General features: G+C 69.9%; 23 protein-coding genes and 2 pseudogenes. 13 read left to right on the plus strand and 12 right to left on the minus strand.

Annotation, left to right across the window (positions count from 1 at the left end):
* Window positions 1-31: 31 nt before the first annotated feature.
* Window positions 32-2,383 (minus strand): sulfatase-like hydrolase/transferase, encoded by a 2,352-nt coding sequence (locus tag ABT123_RS19875; RefSeq protein WP_351316072.1) that lies wholly within the window; start codon window positions 2,381-2,383, stop codon window positions 32-34.
* 233 nt (window positions 2,384-2,616) lie between these two features.
* Here ABT123_RS19875 and ABT123_RS19880 point away from each other — a divergent pair, with 233 nt between their 5' ends.
* Both ABT123_RS19880 and ABT123_RS19885 read left to right on the plus strand, forming a co-directional pair.
* Window positions 2,617-3,102 carry an SRPBCC family protein gene (locus ABT123_RS19880; RefSeq protein ID WP_351316074.1) on the plus strand — a complete coding sequence of 162 codons (486 nt, stop codon included), beginning with the start codon at window positions 2,617-2,619 and terminating at the stop codon, window positions 3,100-3,102.
* Window positions 3,103-3,148: 46 nt separating this feature from the next.
* The gene (locus ABT123_RS19885) at window positions 3,149-3,817 is read left to right on the plus strand and encodes a class I SAM-dependent DNA methyltransferase (RefSeq protein WP_351316076.1); all 669 of its coding nucleotides are present in this window, start codon (window positions 3,149-3,151) and stop codon (window positions 3,815-3,817) included.
* A gap of 451 nt (window positions 3,818-4,268) precedes the next feature.
* Here ABT123_RS19885 and ABT123_RS19890 read toward each other — a convergent pair whose 3' ends face one another.
* From ABT123_RS19890 to ABT123_RS19905, 4 genes are all read right to left on the minus strand, one after another.
* Window positions 4,269-5,135: an NmrA family NAD(P)-binding protein gene (locus tag ABT123_RS19890; RefSeq protein ID WP_351316078.1), complete on the minus strand. Its 867-nt coding sequence runs from the start codon at window positions 5,133-5,135 to the stop codon at window positions 4,269-4,271.
* A gap of 37 nt (window positions 5,136-5,172) precedes the next feature.
* Window positions 5,173-5,646, minus strand: coding sequence for a hypothetical protein (locus ABT123_RS19895; RefSeq protein WP_351316080.1), 474 nt, complete (start codon window positions 5,644-5,646; stop codon window positions 5,173-5,175).
* 105 nt (window positions 5,647-5,751) lie between these two features.
* A complete protein-coding gene (locus tag ABT123_RS19900; protein ID WP_351316082.1) occupies window positions 5,752-6,270 on the minus strand; it encodes a MarR family winged helix-turn-helix transcriptional regulator in 519 nt (172 codons plus the stop codon).
* Window positions 6,271-6,329: 59 nt separating this feature from the next.
* Window positions 6,330-6,887, minus strand: a complete 558-nt coding sequence (locus ABT123_RS19905; protein ID WP_351316084.1) for a GNAT family N-acetyltransferase — start codon at window positions 6,885-6,887, stop codon at window positions 6,330-6,332.
* A 226-nt stretch (window positions 6,888-7,113) separates the two neighbouring features.
* On the opposite strand from ABT123_RS19905, the gene ABT123_RS19910 reads away from it, so the two are divergent.
* Window positions 7,114-7,812: a 2-phosphosulfolactate phosphatase gene (locus tag ABT123_RS19910; protein WP_351316086.1), complete on the plus strand. Its 699-nt coding sequence runs from the start codon at window positions 7,114-7,116 to the stop codon at window positions 7,810-7,812.
* Window positions 7,813-7,883: 71 nt separating this feature from the next.
* On the opposite strand, the gene ABT123_RS19915 is transcribed toward ABT123_RS19910, so the two are convergent.
* The gene (locus ABT123_RS19915; RefSeq protein ID WP_351316088.1) at window positions 7,884-8,318 is read right to left on the minus strand and encodes a VOC family protein; all 435 of its coding nucleotides are present in this window, start codon (window positions 8,316-8,318) and stop codon (window positions 7,884-7,886) included.
* 172 nt (window positions 8,319-8,490) lie between these two features.
* On the opposite strand from ABT123_RS19915, the gene ABT123_RS19920 reads away from it, so the two are divergent.
* Window positions 8,491-10,296, plus strand: a complete 1,806-nt coding sequence (locus tag ABT123_RS19920) for a WG repeat-containing protein (RefSeq protein WP_351316089.1) — start codon at window positions 8,491-8,493, stop codon at window positions 10,294-10,296.
* Window positions 10,297-10,322: 26 nt separating this feature from the next.
* Here ABT123_RS19920 and ABT123_RS19925 read toward each other — a convergent pair whose 3' ends face one another.
* Window positions 10,323-11,102 (minus strand): NAD(P)H-dependent oxidoreductase, encoded by a 780-nt coding sequence (locus tag ABT123_RS19925; protein ID WP_351316092.1) that lies wholly within the window; start codon window positions 11,100-11,102, stop codon window positions 10,323-10,325.
* Window positions 11,103-11,246: 144 nt separating this feature from the next.
* Here ABT123_RS19925 and ABT123_RS19930 point away from each other — a divergent pair, with 144 nt between their 5' ends.
* The gene (locus ABT123_RS19930) at window positions 11,247-12,092 is read left to right on the plus strand and encodes a helix-turn-helix transcriptional regulator (protein WP_351316095.1); all 846 of its coding nucleotides are present in this window, start codon (window positions 11,247-11,249) and stop codon (window positions 12,090-12,092) included.
* A gap of 15 nt (window positions 12,093-12,107) precedes the next feature.
* Here ABT123_RS19930 and ABT123_RS19935 read toward each other — a convergent pair whose 3' ends face one another.
* Window positions 12,108-15,995: an nSTAND1 domain-containing NTPase gene (locus tag ABT123_RS19935; RefSeq protein WP_351316098.1), complete on the minus strand. Its 3,888-nt coding sequence runs from the start codon at window positions 15,993-15,995 to the stop codon at window positions 12,108-12,110.
* A gap of 159 nt (window positions 15,996-16,154) precedes the next feature.
* Here ABT123_RS19935 and ABT123_RS19940 point away from each other — a divergent pair, with 159 nt between their 5' ends.
* On the plus strand, window positions 16,155-16,622 hold the full coding sequence (locus tag ABT123_RS19940) for an RICIN domain-containing protein (RefSeq protein WP_351316101.1): 468 nt from the start codon (window positions 16,155-16,157) through the stop codon (window positions 16,620-16,622).
* 143 nt (window positions 16,623-16,765) lie between these two features.
* Here ABT123_RS19940 and ABT123_RS19945 read toward each other — a convergent pair whose 3' ends face one another.
* Window positions 16,766-17,728 carry a DUF7019 family protein gene (locus ABT123_RS19945; RefSeq protein ID WP_502970996.1) on the minus strand — a complete coding sequence of 321 codons (963 nt, stop codon included), beginning with the start codon at window positions 17,726-17,728 and terminating at the stop codon, window positions 16,766-16,768.
* A gap of 137 nt (window positions 17,729-17,865) precedes the next feature.
* Window positions 17,866-18,303: a hypothetical protein gene (locus ABT123_RS19950; protein ID WP_351316107.1), complete on the minus strand. Its 438-nt coding sequence runs from the start codon at window positions 18,301-18,303 to the stop codon at window positions 17,866-17,868.
* A 375-nt stretch (window positions 18,304-18,678) separates the two neighbouring features.
* Between ABT123_RS19950 and ABT123_RS19955 the strand changes: the two are divergent.
* The 3 genes and pseudogenes from ABT123_RS19955 to ABT123_RS19965 all read left to right on the plus strand — a co-directional run.
* Window positions 18,679-18,891 (plus strand): annotated as a pseudogene (locus tag ABT123_RS19955) (hypothetical protein); the annotation flags it as partial.
* 88 nt (window positions 18,892-18,979) lie between these two features.
* Entirely contained in the window at window positions 18,980-19,141 is a 162-nt protein-coding gene (locus ABT123_RS19960; RefSeq protein ID WP_351316221.1) for a hypothetical protein, read from the plus strand.
* A 16-nt stretch (window positions 19,142-19,157) separates the two neighbouring features.
* The gene (locus ABT123_RS19965) at window positions 19,158-19,745 is read left to right on the plus strand and encodes a hypothetical protein (RefSeq protein ID WP_351316110.1); all 588 of its coding nucleotides are present in this window, start codon (window positions 19,158-19,160) and stop codon (window positions 19,743-19,745) included.
* Window positions 19,746-20,082: 337 nt separating this feature from the next.
* Here ABT123_RS19965 and ABT123_RS19970 read toward each other — a convergent pair whose 3' ends face one another.
* Window positions 20,083-20,949, minus strand: coding sequence for an NAD(P)-dependent oxidoreductase (locus ABT123_RS19970; RefSeq protein ID WP_351316113.1), 867 nt, complete (start codon window positions 20,947-20,949; stop codon window positions 20,083-20,085).
* Between ABT123_RS19970 and ABT123_RS19975 the strand changes: the two genes are divergently transcribed.
* Window positions 20,948-21,349 (plus strand): winged helix-turn-helix transcriptional regulator, encoded by a 402-nt coding sequence (locus ABT123_RS19975; RefSeq protein WP_351316116.1) that lies wholly within the window; start codon window positions 20,948-20,950, stop codon window positions 21,347-21,349. The two genes, ABT123_RS19970 and ABT123_RS19975, sit on opposite strands and share 2 nt — an antisense overlap.
* Window positions 21,350-21,751: 402 nt before the next feature.
* Window positions 21,752-22,084: pseudogene (locus tag ABT123_RS19980) on the plus strand (DUF4158 domain-containing protein); the annotation flags it as partial.
* 52 nt (window positions 22,085-22,136) lie between these two features.
* Here the strand turns inward: ABT123_RS19980 and ABT123_RS19985 are convergent.
* Window positions 22,137-22,409: a hypothetical protein gene (locus tag ABT123_RS19985; RefSeq protein ID WP_351316224.1), complete on the minus strand. Its 273-nt coding sequence runs from the start codon at window positions 22,407-22,409 to the stop codon at window positions 22,137-22,139.
* Window positions 22,410-22,532: 123 nt separating this feature from the next.
* On the opposite strand from ABT123_RS19985, the gene ABT123_RS19990 reads away from it, so the two are divergent.
* Entirely contained in the window at window positions 22,533-23,261 is a 729-nt protein-coding gene (locus ABT123_RS19990; RefSeq protein WP_351316227.1) for a hypothetical protein, read from the plus strand.
* The gene (locus ABT123_RS19995) at window positions 23,159-24,790 is read left to right on the plus strand and encodes an NACHT domain-containing protein (protein ID WP_351316230.1); all 1,632 of its coding nucleotides are present in this window, start codon (window positions 23,159-23,161) and stop codon (window positions 24,788-24,790) included. Before ABT123_RS19990 ends, ABT123_RS19995 begins: the two co-directional genes overlap by 103 nt.
* Window positions 24,791-25,035 lie beyond the last annotated feature (245 nt).

Genomic DNA, 25,035 nt, shown 5'->3' on the forward strand with positions numbered 1-25,035 from the left:
TCAAGGGAGTCAGGGGAGTCATGGGCCGGCGTCAGTCCCGGTGGAACATGCCGATGAGCTCCTTCTCCACGTCGGAGAAGGCCTCCCCGCTGACGTCCACGACCACCTCGCGGATGGTGCCGCCGAGGAACTCGAAGGGGGTCTCGTAGTCGGCGGAAACCGGCTGGCCGGCGTCCCGGCCGACCGCGAGCCCCTCCCCGACCAGTGAGAAGGTGCCGGGCTGGGTCTTGATGTCGGCCTGGGCGACCTGGCGGTCGTCGATGTACAGGGTGAGCGTGCCGTGGCTGCTGCCCTGGTCGTCCCGCTTGCCTGCGCGGAACGCGGCGGAGAAGGTGTGGTCCCCGGTGCTGACCGGCCCCGGGGAGCTGACCTTCTGCTCCATACGGCCGAGCCAGTTGTAGACGTAGTGCAGGTGCCCGTCCAGCAGGTACATACTGTGCCCGCCGAAACGCCCGCCGTGGGAGAACAGCACGCCGCGGGCCTCGGGAGTGTCCAGACGTACGTCGGCGGCGATCGTGTACGACCGGCCGCGGATGTTCACCGCCACCGCCTCGGGCACGTCCGCGCAGCCCGGGTAGTAGACGTACCGGTCACGCGGCTTGGAGAGCTGGGGACGGGGGGTCTCCAGGATCTCCACCGGACTGCGGTCGTCCAGCGGCAGACCGTTGAACTTGGCGGCCTCTTCCGACCACAGGCGCTTGAGCTCCTCGAGCTTCTCCGGGTTCTGCGCCGCCAGGTCCTTGTTCTCGGAACGGTCCTCGCGCAGGTTGTACAGCTCCCACTTGTCCTGCTCGAAGTGGCTCCAGTCGGACGGCGCCGGCGGGTGCGCGGTGGCCGCGTGCCAGCCGTCGTGCCAGATCCCGCGCGTGCCGAGCATCGTGTAGAACTGCGTCTGCCGCGGGTCGGGCGCCTTGGCGTTCTCGATCACCTTGCGGAAGCTGGCGCCCTCGATCGGATTCTGCGTCACGCCGCCCACCGTGGCCGGGGGCTGGATGCCGAGCAGGTCGTAGACGGTCGGCACGATGTCGATGGCGTGCACGTACTGGTGCCGGACCTCGCCCTTCTGCTTGATGCCCTTGGGCCAGGCAACGATCATCGGGTCGGCGATGCCGCCCTCGTACGACACCCACCGCTTCCAGTACTTGAACGGCGTGTTGAAGGCCCACGCCCACCCCGTCGGGTAGTGGTTGTAGGTCTTCGGGCTGCCCAGATCGTCGAGGTGGCGCAGGTTCTCGGCGATGTCGTCAGGCACACCGTTGAAGAAGTTGCTCTCATTCATCGACCCGTTCGGGCCGCCCTCGGCGCTGGCGCCATTGTCGGAGACCGCGACGATGATGGTGTTCTCCAGCTGCCCGGACTCCTCCAGGTAGTCCAGCAGGCGGCCGATCTGCGCGTCGGTGTAGGCAACGAAGCCGGCGAAGACCTCCGCCATCCGGGCGAACAGTCGCTTCTCGTCGGCGCTCAGCGATTCCCACGGGCGGACGAAGTCCGTGCCCGGCCACGGCTGTCCCTGAGGCCCGGTGGCCTCCGGCTCGCCGTGCGGGTTGATGGGCGTGAGCTCGGTGCCTTCGGGCAGGATGCCCAGCTTGATCTGCCGCTGGAGGGTCAGCTGCCGGTAGACCTCGTAGCCGTCGTCGAACTTCCCCGCGTACCGGTCGGCCCACTCCTTGAAGATGTGGTGCGGCGCGTGGCCCGCTCCGGGGCAGAAGTAGGTGAACCAGGGCTTGTCCGGGGCGATGACCTTGGCGTCGCGCATGAACTCGATCGTCCGGTCCACCAGGTCCTTCGACAGGTGATAGCCCTGCTCAGGAGTGGAGGGCGGCGCGACGGGGTGGTTGTCGTAGACCAGGTCGGGGTACCACTGGTCGGCCTCGCCGCCGAGGAAACCGTAGAAGCGTTCGAACCCGCGGCCCAGTGGCCAGTGCCGCTTCGAGGAGGCCATGTTCGCCTCGTCCGAGGGGACCAGGTGCCATTTGCCCAGGGCGTACGTGTTCCAGCCGCGCTCGACCAGCACCTCGGCCAGGCTGGCGTTCTCGAACGGGATACGCCCGTTGGAGCCGGGGAAGCCGCTGGTCATCTCGGCGACGCAGGCCATGCCGTTGCTGGTGGCGTTCCTGCCGGTCAGCAGGGACGACCGGGTCGGTGAGCAGAGCGCCGTGGTGTGGAAGTTGGTGAACTTCACCCCCATCTCGGCGATCCGGCGCATCGACGGCACCTCCACCAGCCCGCCGAAGATGTCGAACGTGCCGAAGCCGACGTCGTCCCACACCAGGTACAGCACGTTCGGCGCGCCGTCGGGGGCCTGTGGCTGTTTGTACGGCTCCCAGTCAGGCACCGACTGCCGGATGTCCTCCTGGATCACGCCCTTGTACGGAACGGCCATCCTTCGTGTCTCCTCAGCGCTGTATGGCGACGGTTCGACGGTCTGTGACAGGAGAACCGTGCCCCGCCGAGGAGAACCGTTACCGGAGAAGGCCTCACGTCATTCCATCGGCCGTACCCGCTGTCGCGGACGGACCCGGCTCGGGCCACGATGAACCCTGCGGCGGTGTGCCGATGTGACAGCTCCAGCTCAGCGCCAGCTCCAGCTCCAGCTCCCGGAAGGGCCGGACCACCATGAAGTACCAGCTGCGGCCCGAAGACCTCGGATTCCTCGAGCGGGCCCCCTTCCGGCGGACCTGCAGCTGCGAGCTCCGGGTATCGGCCGATGCGCTCTTCGAGCAGCTCGCCGCCCGGCCGGAGAACTGGCCCCGCTGGTTCGGGCCGGCCGACGACGTCCACTACGAGAGCCCGCCGCCCTACGGTGTCGGAGCCGTGCGCTTCTTCCGCCTGTATCGGTTCGTCCGGGCCCGCGAACAGATCATCACGTGGGAACCCGGAAGGCGCTTCGCCTACCGCGCCCACGAAGCCAACGTCCCCGGCGTCTCGGCCCTGATGGAACAGTGGACCCTCATGCCGACGACAGGCGCTCTGACCAAGGTGAGCTGGACCCTCGCGATCGACAGCAAACCCCCCGTCCAGCTGTTGCTGCGCGCGAGCCAACGCCATATCGACCGGCTCTTCCGCACGGCGACGCAACGGCTGGAAGGGTTGTGCGGCTGATTTTGGCCACTACCATGGGGTTGTCTCATAGTCCTATCGTTGGCTGATGCGCGCACACCCTATTGACCGCCCAGCCGATCTCGACGTGGTACGTGATTCCTATGACCGGGTGGCCGACAGCTACGCCCATATGGTCGTGTCGACGGGAATCGGCGACATCCGCAGCCATCCATGGCTCAAGGCGTCCATCGACGCCTTCGCCGACACAGTGAGCGGGCTTGGGCCCGTCCTCGACGTCGGCTGCGGACCCGGAACGGTGACCGCCTACCTTGCCGAACGCGGACTCGACGTGTCCGGGGTGGATCTCTCTCCTCGGATGATCGAGAACGCACGTCGTCTTCATCCGCACTGCCGCTTCAGTGTCGCCTCTGCCACCGACCTCGACCTTGGTGAAGCATCCCTTGGCGGCGTGCTCGGGTGGTGGTCACTGTTCAACCTCCCCCGTGACGTCCTTCCTCAGGTCCTCGCCCTGTTCGCACGTGCGTTGAAGCCGGGCGGACACTTCATTACCGCCACACACGTCGGCGACGAAGACGCGGTGCGCACTGAGGCCTACGGAGGTGTGCCCGTTCGTTGGACGACACACAAATGGCGGCCGGAACAACTCGTGGACCTGATCGAGCAGGCCGGCCTGCGCCCGGTCGCCGAACTTCGGCTCCCTGCGGATGAGCACAGCGGGCCGGGGGTGGTCGTCATGGCTGAGCGACCTGGCTGAGGTTCAGGCGTCGGAAGGGTGGGGCGGGGGCGGGGCGGGGCCGGGGCGGCGGGGTTTCGCCTGGGCGGGGTCGGGTGGTGGCCGGGGGCTGCCCGTCAGTCCCAGTGTCGTTCCGTCTCGGCCGTCGGCCTCAAGGGCGCTCCTTCGTCGCGTCGCTTCGCGATGTCGCTTCGCTCCACCCTTGACCCCGCCGTCCGCCCCGGAAAGACAAGGACTGTCGGGAAGCCCCCTGGGGGAGGGCCGGCATGGGGGGCGTGTGACGGATGCGGGCTCGCGAGGGTGGTCGGGCGGCGGCTGCCGCCCGACCGGCCGCCCTGTCGGGCGGAGAGCTCCGTTTCCCCGAAGCCGGGGCCCATTTGGCTGGGCGGAGCCGCCGGTCGCAGGAGATCGCTACGCGCTCCGGCCGGTTTGGCGACCCCCGGGCGTCCTCGCGACCCTCGATGCTGGCAGCTTATCGGCGGAAGTGGGCGTGGTGTTCGTGCAGGAAGGCGTCGAGGGTGCGGGGCGGGCGGCCGAGGATGTCGATGACGGTGGTCGTGGGGGTTTCGGGTCGGGTGATGGCGAGTTGCTGGATCTCCGTCACATGGTCGGCGAGCCAGGTGGGCATGTGGGCGTGGTGGATGAGGTGGTCGCGCAGTTCGTCCGGGGTGAGGTTGACGTGGCGGATCTGGTTGCCGGTCAGGGCGGTCAGTCGTGAGGCGAGTTCGGGGTGGGAGACGGCTTCGGGTCCGGTCAGGGTGTAGGTGCCGCCGGCGATGTCGGGCCTGGTGAGGGCGGCTGCGGCGACATCGCCGATGTCGCGGCAGTCGATGTAGTTGCAGGGCGCGTCGCCCGTCGTGGCGAGGATGATGCCCTGGGCGACGGTGGGGGCCAGGCGCAGGAGGTTCTGCATGAACGCGTACGGGCGCAGGATGGTGTGGGTGAGGCCGCTGGCGCGCAGGTGTTCCTCGACGGCGTGATGTCCGCGGGAGATGGCGACCGGGGAATCGGGTTCGGCGGCGGGTGCGGAGATCTTGACGATGTGTTCGATGCCGGCGTGGGCGGCGATGTCGATGACACAGGTTTCGAGCTCGACCTGTGCGGGGCTGTTGGCCATGGCGAGGAAGAGCTGGCCGGCGCCCTTGAAGGCGGTGCGCAGGGAGTGGGGGTCGGTGGCGTCGGCGTACTGAACCTCGACGGGCGGTTGGTGTGCGCCGGTTATGCCGAGGATCGGCCTGTGCGGGGTGCGGGTCAGTGCGCGGACGGGTGTGCCGAGTGTGAGGAGGCTGTGGAGCAGGGCGTTCCCGGTTGCTCCGGTCGCTCCCATGACGACGATCATCGTGTGCTCATTCCTTGGTGGGCCCGGTGCCGGGGGGCTATGCCGGGGATGCTGTGGTGGTGCTGCGCCAGCGCAGGGTGACGATGGTGGTGGCGAGGGCTGCGGAGACGGGCAGGTCGATGCGCAGGCGCTCCAGCCACGGGGTGGCGGGGATCGGGGTGTGGGCGGGTAGCCATTGGGCGGTGAACCATCCCAGCAGGGTCGCCGCGCCGGCGGCGGTGATGACGAGTGCGGCGGTCAGGGCGACGCGTGACGTGGTGGTGGTCCACCGTCGGGGCTGGCCGCTGTGTCGCAGCCAGGTGCCGACCAGGTACGCCACCACGGCGGAGGTGCCGGCGATGGAGGTGCAGGCGGCCATGGCCAGGTCCTGCTGCCCGGTGAGGACTCCGGCGGTGCCGGCCATCAGCGCGGGGGCGGCGTAGGCGGTCAGCACCTCGCGCCAGAGGGTGAACGGCCGGGATAGCCGGGAGGCTGTGCGGTTTCGGCTGGTTCTGTCCTTCGTTGCGGGCATGCTGGCCTCTTTCTCGTTCGCGTGAGGAAAATGATTAGGTGGCTAACTATTGCCTCACAAAAAGGGCCCTACCCGGGGGCGGGGCCAAATCGGCTGAGAGCCGGATCAGTCAGCGGCCAGGGCCGCACTGCCGCGCACGACGCGGGCGAGCAGGTCCAGGAACACCGCGCGTTCCTCGACGGAAAGCCCGCCCACCATCGCCTCGAGCCGCCCGAAATGCTCGGATGCCATGTCGCGCAGGCGTTGCGCCCCGCGCGCGGTCAGGACGGCCACCGTGCCGCGGCCGTCCTCCGTGGACGGGCGGCGGGCGATCAGGCCCTCGCGCTCAAGGCCGTCCAGCAGGCCGGTGACCGTAGCCCTGGAGACATCGAGGTCTTCTGCAAGGCGCGAGGGGGATTTCTCGCCGCCGTGGTCTTCGAGGTCGGCGAGCAGGCGGTAGCGCCCTGTCGACAGACCGAACCTGGCGAAGTGCGCCTCGGCCGCCCGGCCGACCCTTGCGCCCGCGGAGATCAGCCGTACTGCGACCAGCACGGCCTGCGGATCGACCGCCAGGCCGTAGCGCTCGACCTGCCGCCTGGCCTGGTCCAGTGTGGGCACCTCGCCATCGGTTCCGTCTCGCGTCATGCAGATAATATGGCGGCTAATTAGTTTGGCTGTCAAGGCATCCTGACCTCCAGCTGCTTTCAGCGAAGGTCGAGCAGCATCACATCATGGAGGTCCGCGCCTGTCCCCCATGGCCGCGCCTCGCCGATCTTGCGGTATCCCCACGCCCGGTAGGCAGCCGACGCTGCCTTGTTGCCCGGGTGGACGTTCAACATCACCCGCTCGGCCTCCACGCTGTCGAGCAGCGTCTCGTGCAGACGCCGCGCGATGCCCTGCCTGCGCCACGGTCCGCGCACGGCAAGTTCCATCAGCTTGAAGGTGCGGTGTCCGTCCTCCCGTCGCATGTCGTCGGGCACCGGCTCGGTCAGTTCGTCCCACCAGGTCGTGTCAGGGTCGAGCGGGTGGCCGTACGCCATGCCGGCCGGCTCGCCGTCCTCGGTACGGGCCAAGGCAGCGCGGAAGGCATGCTTGCGGGCCTGGGAGGGGAAACGGCGGAAGGCGGCGGCAACGTCGTCCTCGGCCTCGTTGTAGGGAGGCTCGGCGAACGCTTCGGCATAGATCAGCCTGAACGCGTCCTCGGCCTGCGCTGCGGCTGTTCCGTCCATGCGCTCTATCACGATGGTCCCCTGCTGCGTCATGTGCTGCCCTTTCGGACGGTCTCGCGGTTACGGCGTGTGGTCGGGCCATGGGTAGACGATCTGCTCGGCGTACTCCGCCGAGGCTGCCCAGACCTCGGCGGCAACACGGGGATCGACCGCGGTCAGACGTTCCTCAAGAGGAGGTCCGGCTCTGTGGTCATGGGCCGATGATCGCGGAGCCGGTCTACGGCTGTCACACGAATTCCCGGGGCGTCAGAATGGTGCGATGGACCATCACTTCGTCGGCATCCCAGAGTTGACCGGCGTTCCCCGTGTTGCAGTCGTCATCGACGTCATGCGCGCCTTCACCGTGGCTGCCTGGGCCTTCTCGCGTGGCGTCGAGAGGATCGTCCTGGCCTCGACGGAGAGTGAGGCACTTGCCTTGAAGGAGAGCCGCCCGGGTTGGCTGGCTTTGAAGGACGGAGCTCCGGCAGCGGGCTTCGACGCGGTGAACTCACCCGGCTTGCTCAGGTCACGCGATTTCGCCGGGCGCACGCTGGTGCAGAAGACGACGGCAGGAACCGTGGGCGCGCTGGCCGTTGCGGACGCGCCGCTGGTCTTGTGCGCGAGCTTCGTCGTGGCCGGCCCGACCGCGCGGTTCCTGCAGACCAAGGATTCCGGTCCGGTGACCTTTGTGGTCACCGGCGAGGGAGGCCAGGCCGACGAGGACTTGGCCTGCGCTGAATACATTGGTCAATGTATAGGCGGAGGCGATGTCGAGGCGGCCCCGTACCTCCACCGGGCGAGGACTTCTCGTGCCGCGGCAGACCTCGCCGGTGGGTTGCGGAGCGGATTCCACCCGGACGATGTCGATCTCTGCTTGGAAATCGACAGGTTCCCCTTTGCGATGGTGGCTCGCCAGGAAGAGTCTCTGACGGTGCTCCGTCCCGTTGCGGTTCCTGACATCCCGTCCAGTACCCGCTGAGCTGGTGGAACTTTGGCCTTTCGGGCGGCAGAGCTCACCCGATCCCGCTCAGGCGGGCTCTGCCGCCAGTCTCAGTCGAGGCAGAACTCGTTGCCCTCGATGTCCTGCATCACCAGGCACGACTCGTTGACGCCGTCGGCAAGCAGCAGTCGCACGCGGACCGCGCCGAGCGCGGCCAGTCGCGCGCACTCGGCCTCGAGTGCGGCCACGCGCTCTTCACCCACGAGTCCGGTGCCGACCCGCACGTCCAGGTGCAGGCGATTCTTGACGACCTTGCCTTCGGGAACGCGCTGGAAGAACAGTCGCGGGCCGAGACCCGAGGGATCGACGCAGGCGAACGCCGAACCCTGACGCTCAGGCGGCAGTGCGCGATCGAAATCGTCCCACGTGGCAAACCCCTCCGGCGGCGGCGGTACGACGTACCCCAACACCTCGCACCAGAAACGAGCGACGCGCTCAGGTTCTGCGCAGTCGAAGGTGATTTGGAACTGCTTGATCGACGTCATCGGCCCATCGTAGAGGCGGTCTTTCGCCCGCAGCGGCTGGGAGCCGGGCAACCACCAGGGCAACTGCCCGGACGGCATTGTCAGAGGGGCCCCCTAGCATGAATCACTCCTGATCATCCCCGGGCCGGGCAGCCGGTGACGCTGCGTCGGCCCCCGCGCGAGGAGCCGCACCATGCCGTCCCGCACCACCACCGCTCCCCCGCCGTACGTCGTCCCCTGCGGGGAGCCGACCGGCTCCGGAACGCGGTACGCCCTCGTCGGGGCCGACGGGCGGCTGGTGCGGGCGCCGGAGCTGAGCGCGGTCGGGGTGTTCCGCCCGGACGGCCGGGGCGGGTTCGTCGCGCCCGCCGCCGACCTGGAGGGCCGGTGCGGCTACCTCGACCACCGCGGTGAGTGGCTGGCCGAGCCGGCGCTGCCGTACACCGAGGCGTTCGAGGACGATGGACTCTCGCGGTTCCAGGCGGCGGACGGCCGCTGGGGCTACGCCGGGACGGACGGCATACCTGTCATCCCGGCGACCCTGACGGAGGCCCACGTATTCCGCCATGGCCTGGCCGCCGCCCGCACCGAGGACGGGATGGGCTTCATCGACGCCACGGGCCGCTTCGTGATCCGCCCGCAGTACGCCGCGGCGGGGGCGTTCGCGGCGAACGGGCTCGCCGGCGTGCGGGTGGCCGACGGCGGGCTCTGCGGCTACATCGACCGGGCGGGCCGTACGGTCATCGAGCCGCGGTTCGACGGTGCGAAGTCGTTCGGCCCCGGTGGCGCGGCGCCCGTCCGGGTGGGCGAGCTGTGGGGCCTGATCGACGAGAGGGGCGAGTGGGTCGTCGAGCCGTCCTTCCGGATGCTCAACCCCTTCGACGCGAACGGCCTCGCGTACGTCATCGGCGGCACCGTCGGCGACCTCTTCCGGGGCTTCGTGAACGCCCGCGGCGAGGTGGTGATCAAGGCGGCGACGAACCGGTTGTCCGAGGACTTCCGGTGTGGGCTGGTCCGTTTCGACAACGGCTATGCGCACGGTTACCTCAACGCCACCGGGGAGGAGGTCATCGAGCAGGAGTACGAGTGGGCGGAGGACTTCGACCATGCCGGGGCCGCGGTGGCCCACTACCTCGAACCCCTGGACGAGGACGACCCCGAGGAGGCCCGTGCCGCCGCGGCCGACCGCCCTTCCGGGCGGGCGTGGGGCGTCCTACGCTCCGACGGACGGTTCATACCCGTCCACCACCTGGAACCCCTCACCGACGCCGAGGGCTGGGTCCACGGGTTCGGCTTCGGGACCGGACTCGCCGCGTTTGTCACCCGTGACGGCGGTGTGGCCCATGTGGACCGCGACGGCCTGGACGTCTGCCGGGTCGAGGCCACCGCGGACGGTGCCGCCCTGCGGCTGGTGGACCGCGCCGGGACGACCCTGTGGGAGACCACCGCGGCCGAGGGCACCTTCGCGCGCGTCGAGCCCACCCACTGCCAGGAGACGCACTCCTACCTGGTCTACCCCGGTGCCCCGGAGCGGGACCTCGCCGACCTCGCGGCCGAGCTGCTCGCCGCCGAGCCCCGCCGCTTCGAGCCCTGCGGGCTGATCTGCGACTCCAGGGAGGACCCGTACGAGCCCGCCGAGCCGGACGAGTACGACGACCCGGACGAGGACCGCACCTCGTTCGGCGCCATGAGCGTGGTCGCGGAGACCTTCCTCTACGCCGAGCACCAGCACGACTTCTCCTTCCTCCAGGACTGGGCGATCGAACGGTTCGACGAGATCGAGGCCGACGCGATCGGCCGGCTCACCGCCCGCTTCGGCAAGCCGCTCCCGGGAGTCGAGGTGTGCCTGCGCTCCGGCGACGGCGAGTCGTCCACGGTGTGGCAGGTCGGCGAGCGGCGGCTCGTGCTGCAGTCCTACTTCCTGGTCGGCGACGGGGACGTGGAGATCCAGCTCTGGCTCGCCGCCGTCGCGCCGTCCGACGAGGACGCGCAGTCGTAGCCACCGGATGCCGCGGCGTTGCGCGGTCAGCCGCGCACGTGCAGCCCGAAGCCCGTGCGGCCCGCGGGCTCCAGTCCCTCCTTCAGGTGCAGCGAGGGGATCTCGTAGTCGCCGAAGTTCTGCCGCCGGAACGCGATCGGCTCGGTGGTCTCCAGGGTGAGCAGGCGCTGCTCCCAGGCCTTGGCGGCGTCCGCGTAGTCCCCGCCGGTCATCCGGTCGGTGCCGTAGAGCACGAAAGGCGGCAGCACCTCGATGCCCGGGTAGAAGAGGATGCCGTGGTGGATCGGGAACAGGAGGTCGTCGATGGGGCCGTCGATTCCGCGTGCGGAGTAGTGCGACTCCCGGCCGCCGGCGGTCACCGACAGCAGGGCCCTCCGGCCCGCGAGGGTGCCTTCGCCGAAGCGCTCGCCGTACTTTGTGTCGCTGTGCTCGCCGACGCCGTACGCGAAGCGGAAGGTGAACACCCGGTCCACCCAGCCCTTGAGGATCGCGGGCATCGTGTACCACCACAGCGGGAACTGGAAGATGATCGTGTCGGCCCAGAGCAGCTTCTCCTGCTCGGCGAGGACGTCCGGGGTGAGCGTCCCCGCGTTGAAGGCCCGGCCCGAGTCCAGGGTCACCTTCAGTGGGCTTGAGGCTTCCGGGCCGTAGTCCGCGGCGTCCACGACCGCCTTCCAGTTCATCGCGTACAGATCGCTCACCCGTACCTCGTGCCCGGCGGTCTCCAAGGTGGACACCGCGAGGTCCTTCAGCGAGCTGTTGAGCGACTTCGGCTCCGGGTGGGCGTAGACGATCAGCGTCTTCACGGGAACTACTCCTTCGGATCAGGCGATGCGTTCGATCCTGGGCGCCGCGGCGCCCGGCGTTCAGGGGCGCCGCTTCCGTCGGACGGGACTTCCTGGTATCCACAGGGCCACCATCATGGGCAACGCCGAGGCCATACTGGGGACATGGACGATCTTGCGGGCTTCCTGCGGACTCGGCGTTCCCGGGTCGACCCGGCGGCCGTCGGCGTGCCCACCGACAGCCGCCGCCGGGTCGATGGGCTGCGCCGCGAAGAGGTCGCGCACCTGTCCGGAGTCAGCGTCGACTACTACGTACGTCTGGAGCAGGGCCGCGCGACCCAGCCCTCCGAGCAGGTCCTCGACGCGCTCGCCCGCGTCCTCGGCCTCGACGAGACCGAGCGCGGGCACCTCTACCGGCTCGCCCGGCAGCGCCGCCGCCGCGCGAAGGCGCCGGGCGGGCGGGTCCGGCCGGAGGTGCTGCGGGTCCTCGACCTGGTCGCCGGTGCACCCGCGCTGATCATGGACCATCGCCTGGACGTGCTCGCCGGGAACCGCCTCGCCGGGCTCCTCTACGGCCGGCCGATGCCGGGCCAGAACACGGCCCGGCACCTCTTCCTGGAGGCCGAGTGCGGCTTCTACGCGGACTGGGAGAAGTGCACCCTCGACGTGGTCGGGCACTTGCGCCTGGCCGCCGGCAAATACCCCGAGGACCCCCGCCTGGCCTCGCTCATCGGCGAGCTGGCGATGGGCAGCGAGCGCTTCCGCCGCCTCTGGGCGCGCGCGGACGTGCGCGCCCGTACACATGGTCGCAAGGCGTACCGGCACCCGCTGGTCGGGCTGCTGGAACTGCACCAGGAGAACTTCGCACTGCCGGACGAATCAGGCATGGAGCTGCTGGTGCTGTCCGCGGCCCCCGGCAGCCCCGCCGAGGACGGGCTGCGCCTGCTCGCGGGCCTGGGCGCGGACAGCGGCGACGCGCATCCCACGGTGAACGCTCAGGTCCGCGAGTAACTCAACTGCCAAATGTCATATGGCGGGACAGGGCGGGTTGAAGTCGACCGCCGGGAAGTACTGTGCCCATTGGGCTCTGGTGATCCGGGGGTACGCGCTGTCGCAGATGCGGGCGGCGACCCGGTCCAGGCCGGTGTCCCACAGCCGGATCGTGAAGTCGTTGCCGCCGGTGGCCAGGGTAGTGCCGTCCGGGCTGAATGCCACGGCCGGTACGGGGTTCGAGTGGCCGGTGAGGACAGTGGGAGTGGCCGCACCGTTCACGTCGTCCCACAGCAGGGCCTTGCTGTCCGCGGCGCCGGCTGCCAGTCGGCGGCCGGCCGCGTCAAAGGTCAGCGTGTAGAGCCAGGAGCCGGACGCCGGTAGCTGCGTCACCTTCGCCGGGCGGCCGGCGCGGCTGACGCGTCCGACGCGGCCGATGTCGTTGACATCAATCAGCCAGACCGTCCTGTCCGTTCGGTGCAAGGCGGCCAGTCTCCGGTTGTCGGGGCTGAACACGCCGCCGGTCAGAGGGTCGGACCGGAACGGGGACGGCAGTTCCCGGGGGCTGCGCGGTTCGCTGATGTTCCAGAACCGCAGCGAACCGGACTCGCCGGTGCTCGTCACCAGCGTGCGGCCGTCCGGCCGGAACGAGGCCATCGTGACGTGCGGCGGCCCCGCCTCGGCGATCCGGCTCAGTGGCCGGGGATGGCCGGGATCGGTCAGGTCCCACAGTCCGGCCGTATGTTGTGCCCAGACAGCCAACAGGCGGCCTCCCGGACCGAAAGCGGCGCCGCCGACTTCACCGCCGCCGGGGGTGAGGACCGATACCGGCCGCGGTCGGCGTGGATCGGTCACATCCCAGACGCGTACGGTGCCGTCCTCGCTGGCGGTGACGAGGGTGCGCCCGTCCGGGCTGAACGCCACGCACCGGACGAACTTGGTGTGCCCGCGCAGAACCGACAGCGGCCACACGGCCCGGCCTCCGCCGGTGACCTGCCACAGCCGTGCGGTGCCGTCCCAGCTGGCGCTGGCGAGCAGTCGGCCGTCCGGGCCGAACGCCAGGGACGTGACCACGTCGTCGTGGGTCGCGAGCGACAGGTCCCTCAGGTCCAGGAGCCGGTCGGAGTTGGCGAGCGTACGGCCGTCCGGGCTGAATGCGGCTTGGTAGAACCCGCCCTGAACCGTGCTGATCCGCTTCGGGTTTGCCGGGGCGGCGACATCCCAGAACTGGGTGGACCCGCCTACCGAGACGAGCGTGCTGCCGTCCGGGCTGAATGCCACCGACCAGACGATCGCGGGATGGCCGGGCAGGACGGCCGGTGGCTTCGTTCGCGGGCTGTTGTCGATGTTGCCGATGTTGCCGATGTCCCAGACCCGTGCGGTGCGATCCCAGCTCCCGGTCGCCAGGGTCCGGCCGTCAGGGCTGAAGGCGGCCGAGGTCGCCGTGTCGGTGTGTCCGCGCAGGACGTCGAGGAGGAGGGGATGCGCGGGGTCGGTGACATTCCACAGTCTGGCGGTGGTGTCGCCGGTGGTCGCCAGCGTGCGGCCGTCCGGGCTGAACGTCACCGAGGTGACCGTGCCGGTGTGGCCTGGCAAGGCGGCCAGCAGCCGCGGGCGGCGGGGATCCTTTACGTTCCACAGTCGCGCCGCGCCGTCGGTGTGGCCGGTGGCGAGGACGCCGCCGGGCCGGTACGCCACCCACGTCGGCGCGGCCGGCTGATCCGGCAGCGTGCTCAGCTCGGCGGGCTGCGCACGCCGGTTCGCCACGTCCCACAGCCGCACCGAGCGTTCACTCGCCGTGGCCAGGACCCGGCCGCCCTCACCGAACGCCACCGACATCAGCCGCTCCGGCTGGTGCAGAACGGCCAGTTGTACGGGGTGGTGGGCGTCCCCGATGTCCCACAGCCGGACCGTGCGGTCCCAGCTCGCGGTGGCCAGGACCATGCCCTTCGGGGCGCCGGAGATCGATACGGAGCTCGATACGGAGATCGAGACCACGTCGGAGGTGTGCCCGGTGAGCCGGCTCGTGTACGGCGTTGCGAACGCGCTCATGAGCTGGTCGCGGACGTCGCCGGGGGCCGCCAGCCGGTAAGCGGCCAGGTTCAGCTGCGCGGCGAGCGAGGGGTTCTGCTGCCGCACCTCGGCCGCGTCCGCGGCGGCCTTCCGCGCAAGGGCCACGTTGCGCTGCCGGATGGCCGAGTCGCGCGAGTCGACGGCCAGCCCGCCCGCGGTCGCCGCGATGACCACCAGCACGGTGAGCAGCGTGACCAGCTGCCGCAGGCGGACCGTCCGCCGCCTGACCGCCGCCATCTCGCCGGCCTGCGCTTCCCGGCTCGCGTCGAGGAAGCGCCGTTCCCTGGAGGTCAGCCGGCTGCCGTCGGCGGCGGACAGGTCCAGCGCCGCGGCCAGTTCCAGCGCCGCAGCCAGGCGGGCACCCCGGTACAGGGCGTGCGGGTCGCGGTCCTGCGCCTCCCAGTCGGCGGTCGCGTCGGTGAGCTGCCGGTGCAGGAGCAGCCGGTCCCGGTCCTCGGTCAGCCAGCCGCGCAGCCTCGGCCAGCACCGGATGATCGCCTCGTGGGTGATCTCGACGTACCCCTGGTCCAGTGTCACCAGCCGTTGCCGGGCGAGGGATTCGAGCACGAAGGCGGTGTCGGGGTTCGGGTCCAGCTCGTCCCTGGTGATCCGGCGCCTGGTGTCCTCCGTACCGTCCCCCAGCGCGGTCAGCCGGAGGAACAGCGATCTGGCGAGCTCTTGTTGCAGCGGCGACAGCGCCCGGTAGGCGGCCTCGGCGGTCTGCGCGAGCGCGTGCTGGATGCCGCCGGCCGCCAGATACCCGTCCAGGGTCAGGCGGCTGCCGCTGCGGCGGCGCCAGGTCTCGGCCATCGCGTGCGAGACCAGTGGCAACGCACCCGGCTGACCGGTCGCGTCCGCGACCACGGCCGCCAGCAGCGGGCCGGTCACCGTGCAGTCGGCGAGCATGGCCGGCCGGGTGATGGCCTCGCGGAGCTCCTGGCTGCTCATCGGACCGACCGCGATCTGCGCCTCGCGCATCGCCTCGACCAGCCGGGGGTCCTTGACGCAGTGGCCGTAGAAATCGGCGCGCACGCCGAGTACCACCCGGGTCCGGCTGGTCGCCACCGTGGTGGCGGCGACCAGCATGGCGATGAACGCGTCTCGTTCGTCCCGGTCCCTGCAGAGGGTGAAGACCTCCTCGAACTGGTCGACCACGATCAGCGCGTCGATGTCCGGCGTACGGTCGCTCACGGCCACAGCCACAGCCTGCCGGATCCGCAGGTGCAGCGCCGCGGGATCGTCCAGGAGCTCGGCCATCAGCGCGCCGGGAGCCTCTCCCGTCACGGCGGCCAGCTGGATCGCGCACTCCTCCACGGGATGCGGGCCCGGCGTGAACAGCATCACCGGCTGCCCCGATGCCCGCGCGCGGGCGACGAGCCCCGCCCGCAGCAACGAGGATTTCCCCGATCCGGACGGCCCGAAGACCGCCAGGAACCGGCGGTCACGCACCTTCGCGAGCACCTCGCCGGTCAGCCACTCGCGCCCGAAGAAGCGGTCGGCGTCTTCCGGTTGGAACGCCGAAAGCCCCGCGTACGGTGCGCTCTGCCGACCGGTTTCCCCGGGCTCATCGGCACGTACGCTCGCGGCAATCTCGGCGGCGACCGCATGCCATCGGGCTTCCCAGTCGCGCCGGTCACCTTGACACGCCTCGACATAGGCGAGCGTGACACCAAGGCTCGGAAACGTGTGCCCGCCCGCGGCATCCGACAGGGTCGTGGACGAATAGTGGGCCCTTTTGGCCAGTTCCCGATAAGGCGGCCGTCCCGCCGCCTCGCGCAGCTTCCGAAGGTCGGCCGCGAACCGTGTCAGCGGACCGGTGTCCAGGTCGAGCGGGCGTTCGGGGCGTGGCATGGCCTCCCTCTCTGCACCTTCCTGCGGCTTTCCGCAGCTGTGACAGGTGGTGATTGTCCAGCTTTTGATGTCCGGAACCCCCGTTCCGGCGCCGGACATCAACCGGCGGCTAGACATGGGCCAGCGCAACCGCGCAAGGGCAACACACGAAGGAGAATCATGAGGTCTGTGCGACGACTGATGCTGCTGGCGGCGGCCACCGGACTGCTGGCCGGCGCCGCCTTGACGGGCGCGCCCGCGTTTGCCGCGGCACCGCTGCTCAAGTCCAACCTGAACGGAAGGTGTGCCGACATCTTCATGTTCCACCAGGAGAACGGCGCCTCCACCGTGACGTGGGACTGCACCGGCAACACCAACCAGCAGTGGCGCTGGGACGGTGAGCAGATCCGTTCCGCCATGAACGGAAAGTGCCTGGAGATCTACGGTCCCCATCTGGGTGACCAGGGCTCGGTGGCCATGTGGGACTGCAACGGCGGTCTCCACCAGAAATGGTTCCGGAACGGCACCGAGATCCGTAACCGGGTGAACGGAAAGTGCCTCGACATCCTGGCCGGCCGACCCGAGAACGGCCAGCTCCTGGTGAGCTGGAGCTGCAACGGCGCGCGAAGCCAGAGCTGGGACTTCTGACCACCGGCCCTGCCCGTCCCGGCACATCACGTGCCGGGCCGGGCGGGCGCCGCAGTCACCGGGTCGCGTAGATGAGATTCCCCTACTGTGCGGGAGTGGCTGACGGCGGCGGGGTCCAGCTGCGGATCCCCGTGTTCCGCTGGTCAGTCGTCTCGCTGCGCCACGTACAGCGGAGTGCCGACGACGACGTCCACCCTGTCCCCTGTCCCCCGGGGATCGGTGGCAGTACCGCGCAGCAGCCGCCGTGCCAGGAATTCGCAAGGGAGGGCTGCTTCGAATCCTGGTGGGGGCCGACCGAGAAGATGGCGGGCGAACACCATGACGTCGTACATCACGGCCGCACTCTCTTCCGCCTCGTAGTCAGGCGCGTACCCCTGCACGTTCAGGGGTTCCTCCGGTGCCTCTTGCCGCAAAAGGCGGAACAGGGCCGGCAGAGTGGAGTAGCCGCCGATCGCTTCTTGCGGTCGACCGCCGATGCGGTGGTGGCTCGAACCGATGAGGGCCACCAGGGTTCTGTCGGCTTGCCCCATCATGAAGAGCGGGCCCCCGACCTGGCCGTCCACTTCCTGGTAAGTCGCGGTCCGTAGGTTGAGTTCGCCCCTGAACCAGGAGCCTGGCTCAGTCATCCACGTGATCTCGTAGTTCCGATCGAGGTACTCCTCGACGAGTTCCAGACGACTGTAGAGAGTGGCTTCGGTCTGGGCCTTCTGCAGGGAAACGCCGAGGATCTTCAGGTCGATATCTACCTCGGCAGCGAGCTTGGACAACAGCTTGGGAGGGATCTGATCGAAGAGCATCTGCACCTTGGCCTCGGACACGTACTCGTAGTACCGCAGCACATCGGCACCTCCTCCCTTGACCAGGCCAGTTGGACGGCACGATACGAGGTTCTGGGCGCTTGAGACCTCTCCGACACAGCCTGAATCGTGGGCCGACCGCTGCAGACCGACCCGGTCCTCTACGGAAGCGCGCACGCATACGACTACGCGAACCGGAACCCGATCGCCAACACGGACCTGACGCCGCCGTGTGGCTGGCGTCATGGCTCGGGGGCGGCTTGGGGATGGTGCTGCGCCCGGCGCCGCGAGGGCGCCGGGCACGGTCATGCCGGCCCAGGTACGGCCAGGCCGTGGTCGAGCGCGACAGGGCACCGGCCGTCGGCACGGTCACCGAACCCAACGACCCGTCCGGCTTGAACTTGAAATGGACCGGCGTCCCGGTCGGGCCGTCAACCTCAATGGGCTCAAGTCCGGTGACGGAATGCCGTGTTCGTAGCGCTGAGCCCAGGCCCCGTTGAGACGCCGATTGGTATGGCCGAGCCACGCGCTGAGCACCGCAACCACGGACATGCCGCGCCGGGATGGCCGTCAGGCAGCACCTCTGCCTGCGGGAAGTCGAAGAACCGGAGATCCTTCGTAGCCATGACCGGCTTCTTCACGTACTGGCCGTGCTCGTCCACGCAGGCGTCAGTGCCCCGTCCGTCATCCCGGACAGACAAGGAACCGTCGGGACGGATAACAACGCACCCCTGGCCGCCCTCGTAGCCGCCACCGGCCGCACCGTCGGCGAGCTCGCGCGCCTGGACCTCGCCGACCTCCAGCTCGACCACCGCCCCGCCCGGCGAATCCTCCTCGAAGACCGGCCCGTAGAGCTCGACGCCGACACCGTCGCCATCGTCCACCGATGGCTTCGGCAGCGCGCCGGCATCACCGCCGCTCTCGAAGCCAGCGCCCCGGCTACCTGTGGGTGCCCACCAAGTCCGGCCGACCCGGGATAGCCACGACACTCCCCCACCCGGTGCCCGCCGAGCCACCGCCCGCACCCTCCACCCCGCCCACCGCAGCACCGCCCTCAGCATCCTCCCCCCCCTGCGCCCCAGAGCACTGCGCACGACCGGGCAGCCACCGCAGGTGTCCGGGGGTTCGAGGCCGGGATAGCCCGCGCCCACGGCTTCGGCGCCCGCTCCCTGGAGGACTTCAAGAGCACCTCGCAGACCTGGCTGAAGATCGACTCAGCCACCGGCAAGTACACGCTGGACCTTGCCGCCAACGAATGGATGGCGGATGGCCACACCCTGGACAAGCACGTCGGCAAGACAGACGAGCAGCTGGCGCAGCGCCTGCGCGACCAGCAGTCGAACGGCAACCCGACCCAGGCTTGGCCGTACGGCAAGACGAAGCCGAGTGCCTCCTCGGCCTTCGCGAACTACCAGCGGGCGCAAGAACTCACCCAGTACAACCTCGATCAGAACGCCGCGGCGATCGAGGCTTGGTTCAAGGGTCCGCCGCCACCGGCCGAGGGCACAGTGGAGACCTTCCAAGTCGACGGCGCCCAATGGCGAGGTCAGCGGCCGCAGTGTGAGCAGGCAGCCCACCGACCCGTACGATCCGCTGTCCGGCTACAAGCAGGGCGGCACGGACGCCATGGCGGAGGATGTGACGGGCATCGACACGAGAATCAAGTACGACAGCAGCCGCAATCCTCCGTTCACCGTCATCACGTCCATGCCCAGCAAGTGAGAAAGGCCCTCTGAAGTTGTCCATCGACCAGGAGTCCTGGGAAGCGGCGGTACGGCACCTGTACGAGGACGGGTTCGCGTTCAACGCCACCGGTCCGCGCAAGCACGAAGACTGGCGGGCGGACGTGCTCGCCGTCATGGAACGCGCGGTCCCCGACCCACGAGGCTGGGTCGGGCTCGACGACACTGCGGACTACTTCTATCGGACGGAACAGCCTGCCTTTCCCTTCCGCCCGCCCTTCGAGGCCGATCCCTTCCGCCCGCTCACCCTGGCCGACATCGGGGAACGGCTGTGGGAGATCGACCGTGCAAGCGCCGAGAACCTCCTGCTCGCACTCACTGACGACGGCTGCACCCTGCGGAACCTCGAAAGGTTCACCGAGAGCTTCGACGAGCTGCACGACATGGCCCGCACCATCCTCACCCGCTACGGGGACAGCTTCACCTGCTACACCAACGTCACCGCCGGCCGGCGCAACGGCACGCTGGACTTCACGGCTTCCCACCACGGCTGGCTACCCATGACCTTTTACGGGGAGGACTGCGGCCTGGTCGTCGTCTCCGACACCGAGGTCGGACTCTTCTGGGCGTTCGGCGATTACTGAGCCCTGAGCCCGGGCCGGTCGACGACGACCAAGCGCCCTGTCCGTCTGGGCGTCCGCGTTGCGCAGGGTCTCGGTGACCGCTTCGGCCTTCTCGTGCTCGTCGCGCTCCGGCGCCCGTCCGGCTCGGCCAGCGGGGCGTCCGGTGCCGGGGCGGGAGCACCGTTGACCGCCTCCGTGATGAGGCCCTGGAGGGTGACCAGGTGGGGGGCGTACGTCGTCGAAGAGCTCGGCGGACGCGCCCCTACCGGCGACAAGCCGCATCCCGGACATGCAGATCACGGCCTACAGCTGGATTACTGGACCAACGACGGCGCCCCGTCCTGGCCGAGAGGCGGGTTCAGCCGCGGAGGAGTTCTGCGACGTGGGCGTAGGAATCGTCCGCGTAACCGGCCGCCATGCCCCGGCACGCGATCTCATGGGCGGCGGAGATCACCGTACTGTCGACGCCCCGGCTGCGCGAGGCCTCGAGGACATGGGACATGATCGCCGCCGCTGAGCGGAGGTTGGAGCCCCCGGCGGGGTAGCTGCCGGTGTCGACCTGCTCGGCGAACGCGTCGATCACGTCGGGCAGGAGCGCGGCGACGCCCTTGGCGTAGGGGGCCAGCTCGGATGCGGTCACGCCCTCGGACCCGGCGAGGGCGAAGGAGTGGACGACGCCGGTCAGCGCCGTCCAGAAGATGTCGAGCAGCGCGACGTCGTGCGCCCCCGCCCGGCCCGGGTCCGTGCCCAGGTACACACAGGTGCCGCCGATGGCCCTGAGGGTGTCCCGGTGGCGTTCGTACAGATCGGCCGGGCCGCTGTGGAGGACCAGGGTGGACGGGCCGCCGACGAGGTACGTCGGAACCATGATCGCGCCGTCGAGATAGCCGATGCCGTGCGCGTCGGCCCACTCGGCGGTGGCGCGGGCGTCGTCGGGGGTTCCGGCGGTGAGGTTGACCAGGGTGCGGCCCTTGAGTACGGCGGCGTGCGGGGCGATGACGGCACGGACGGCTTCGTGGTCCAGTACGCAGATCACCACGAGGTCGCTCGCCGCGATCGCCTCCGCGGCGGTCCCGGCCTCGACGGCGCCGTTCTCCACCAGGCCGTCCGCCCGGCCCGGAGTACGGTTCCAGACGGTTGCGGAATGGCCCGCGGCCAGGAACGCGGAGACCAGGGCCCGGCCCATCGGGCCCAGGCCGAGAACGGTGACGGGGGAAGCAGACATGGGGAACTCCGAGGTCGTGACGGTGACCGATCCGCACACATGCGGGATGGGTGTGGCCGTCGGGGTGTTCGAGGGCAAGTGGAAGTCGTTCGTCATGTGGGCGCTCTCCGAGCGTCCGCGCCGCTTCGGGGAGACCAGGCGGCTGGTCACCGGCATCAGCGAGAAGGTGCTGACCCAGCAGCTCCGGGAGCTCCAGGCCGACGGGATCGTGCACCGGGAGGACTACGACGAGATGCCGCCCCGGGTCGAGTACTCGCTGACCGAACGGGGCCGTCGGCTCTACGAACTGCTGGAACTGCTCTCCGCCTGGGGTCGGGACCACCTGGCCGTAAGGACAGGGGCGGTATCGGACGACGGGCTTGGCGCGCCTCAACAAGACTTCCCGGTCGCCGGCCCTTGATCAAGTACGCACCTTCAGGTACGTGCCCACATCGCCCTCCCGGCTTGGCGCTCACGGCCCCGGGGCGGTACGCCGACGGCTGGCGACGGGGCCACCGGCCGCTCGCGGGTGCGAGATCCGGTGGGACAGCGGGCAGCAACAGGCCCCTACCGCCGGAAGGTCCAAGCCTTCCTTCAACGGCGAACACAACGCGGCCAGCGTCCCGATGACCGGCAGCGCGGCGAACCAGCAGCGCAACCGCTTCGTCACACACGTTGCGACTGCCTTGGTCCGAGCCGGAGGCGCTGGAACACCTTGCCGCCCTGAGCGTCCTTGCTCACAAGCGGCGGTACACCTCGCAACGGGCGCATACTCCATCGCCAACTCGCCAACTGAACTGACTCGTACCGGGCGAACCGGCCCATGGCCAGCGGCCAGTTGTCGCTACTGGCCGTTCCGATCCTCCCCAAGGGCCACCACGTGGTGTACGTCCCTGACACCGTCGGACCGGATACAGATAAGGTCTCCCGCTACGATCGGTTCGCGGCCGAGCCGACGCCCGGCGAGCTGGAGCAATTCTTCCGCCTTGACGCGGCCGGCCTGGAGGCGGCCCGCTCGAAGCGGTCGCCAGCGAACCGGCTCGCCTTCGCGGTGCTGTGGGGCTCGGTGCGGATGCTCGGGGTCTTCCCGACCGAGGACCTGGCGGTCGTGCCGGCCGTGGTGGTGCGGTTCGCGGCCGAGCAGCTCGGCGTCGAGGCGGCCCAGTGTGCCGGGAGCGCCCGCTCCATCTGTGTCCCACCGCACCTCCTCATCGCCGCCCTCCCCCGCCCCTCACCCCCGGGCGCCCGCCCGTCGGTGCCAGCACTGCGCAGGCCCGTACGACCTCCGCCCGGTGCCCCGACTCCGTGCCTCCGAGCGCGGCCAGCACCCGGCGCGTGTGCTCCGCCTCCCGGCGCGCGGCCGTACGGAACCCGAACCACCGCCGCGTCACCTCCGCCACCAGGGCCCCCGCCACGACAAGCCCCACCAGCCACCACGCCGCGCCGCCGCCCAAGGAGGCCACCACTCCCAGTACCGCCATGTCCCTGCTCCTCGTCTCCAGGTCGTCCATCGGATGCGGCCAACTCTTCGCCGGGCGCCGGATTTCCCTCTAGCCTGCGGAAAACAGCCGATTCCGGAACTGAAGGATCTGGCCGCCTGGTTCGTGGAGGAGCTCGCGAGAGCCGGCCATCCCTCGGTCAACGCCTTCCTCACCCGGCTCCGCAACCACCACGGCCCCGGCCCCCGTACCGGCCCGCTGCCGGACAAGAACACGGCATACGACATCTTCAAGGGCTTCGCTCTGCACGACCCGGACACCACCCGGAGCCTCGCGCAGGCCCTCGGCAGCTCCCCCGAGGCCGTCACCCCCAAATGGCTCGCTGCGAGCCGGGCCCTGGAACGCAAGGAGCTCGCCCAGCGGCGCCGGCCCGCCGCCGGCGCCCCGACCTGGGAGACCCTCCCCCAGCCGAGTGTGCTCCTGGAGGACCTGCTCCGCAGCCAGGCATCCGCGGCGGAGCAGTTCCCGTACGACCTGCTCGGCGTACGCAAGCCTCCGCTGTCGGAGATCTACGTGGAACAGGACTTCCAACCCCTCTCCCCCGCCGCAGCCTCTCCCGCTGCCGCACGGCCCCGGCACGAGCCGGCCCAGCCGTCCCTCTCGGCCCCCCACTCCAACCCCACGCCGACGCCGACCCCACGCCCACCCTGGCCTCGGTCCTGGCAGGCCATGACCACCTCTTCATCACTGGCGGCCCCGGCGCCGGCAAGACCACGCTGGGCCGCCACCTGGTGCGCCAGATCGCCCGGTACTGGCTCCGCGAGGAGGACGCCGAAACCCCCTGGTGCCCGGCGGCCGTGGCTGCGATCCGCGTCACCGCCTCGGACCTGCTGACGCCGTACCCCTGGAGCCGGCAGCTCAGCGACGCGGTGGGGCGTGCGGGGACGCTCCTCAGCCACGTCGACCACTCCCACTTCGAGGTGCCCCCGCACGGCATGCGCTGGCTGGTCGTCGTCGACGGACTGGACGAGGTGTCCTCCCCGAGCGTCCGTGAGCGCCTTCTGGAGAAGCTCGCCGGGCAGGTCCGGTCGCACGGCCCGTGCCGGCTGCTCATTACCTCCCAGCCCCTGCCCCAGGAGGAGCTGAGTCCCTTCAGCGGTCTGCCGGGTGTCGGTTTCTACACCCTCAGGGGCTTCGACGGCGAGCAGCAGCACGCCTTCGCGGCCCGCTGGTTCGCGGCGCAGGGCGATCCCGACGCCGGCCCGCACGCCAAGGAGTTCCTCGCCGACGTCGCGGACGCCTCCCTTGAGGAGGTGCTCCAGGTGCCGCTCCTGGCGACCATCGCCGCGGCCTTCCGCACCCGCAACCCGGACCGGCCGCTCCCCCGTGGCCGGGTCGAGCTGTACGAAATGTTCCTGGCGGACCTGAAGAACGCCCGCGAGGGCAACGCCGAGGTCCTCAGCCGGTTCCTGCAACGTTGGACCGTACGCGGCTACGGGAAGGTGGCCGCGTGGCTCGTGCAGCACCAGGATCGTCTGCTGACCCATCTGGCCCGGGAACGAACGACCGGTAAGCCGCCGTCCTCGCTGCTCGACACGGCCCTGGAGTGGCTGGCACGTCACCTGCCGGCCGGTCTGGATTGGCCGGAAGGGGCCCGGGGAGAACTGGGTCAGTTCCTCGCCCAGTCCGGTGTGGTCGCCTTTGACGGCCGGGAGCTGTCCTTCCTCCACCAGTCCTTCGCCGAGTTCATCGCAGCCCGCGACGAAGCCGCCTCGATCCCTTCCGACTTCCCCGACTTCGACCGGTGGTCGAGGAGGATCGCCAACGCCGCGAACGGCAACCGGCTCCTGTTCACCCTCGCTCTGTGGGCCAGGCGTCCGGGGAACGACGTCGCAGTGGTCGTCCGCAAGCTGCTTTCGGGACGGACCGACCACCGCATCATGGCCCTGCGCCTCGTGACGTCCGGGGTGCCGCTCGGAGAGGCACTGGAGACGACCGTCATCGAGCGGCTCCTCGACTTCTCCCACGACCACGCCCAAGGACGCTTTCCCGACTCCGACCACGCCGTCCTCGCCGAGCTCGCCGAGCTCGCCGAGCTCGCCGAGCTCTCCCAGTTGCGGGGGCACCGCCGACTCGCGGAGCGGCTCCGTACGATCGCCACGACCGAGGGCATCAGCCTGTCCCTGCGGGCCAAGGCATCCCGGGCATATGCCCGCGTCGCACACCTGCCGGAAGGCGTGAGGTTGCTCAAGTCCCTCGCGGAGTCGGCAGGTGACAGTGACGACACGCTCGAGTGCTGCCGCCACCTCGAGGCGCTGGCCCCGCAGGAGACGCCGTACGTCGTGGCCAGGCTGGGCGCCCTCGTCACCGCCCCGAACGTATCCACCTGGGCACGACTGAGGGCAGCGTCCATCCTCCCCTGACCGGCTCCGACGGGCCCGGCGGCGATCGCATCCCCGCGGGTGCGGGGAGCAGAGCGAGTCGCCGCCGTCGCCCTCAAGGACAAAGGTGTCCCCGTCCCCGAGATCGCGAAGAAGCTGACCATCAAGACCGGGAAGAACGCGGGCAGGCACCCCTCGGTGGCCTCGCTCTACCGGGCACTCGCCGAAGGCGAGGAAGCCGCGGCGGACAACCACCTGCCGCCGCGGCCCAAGCCTGTCCGCATCCG

The sequence above is a fragment of the Streptomyces sp. NPDC002054 genome (assembly GCF_040296685.1).
Classification (GTDB): Bacteria; Actinomycetota; Actinomycetes; order Streptomycetales; family Streptomycetaceae; genus Streptomyces.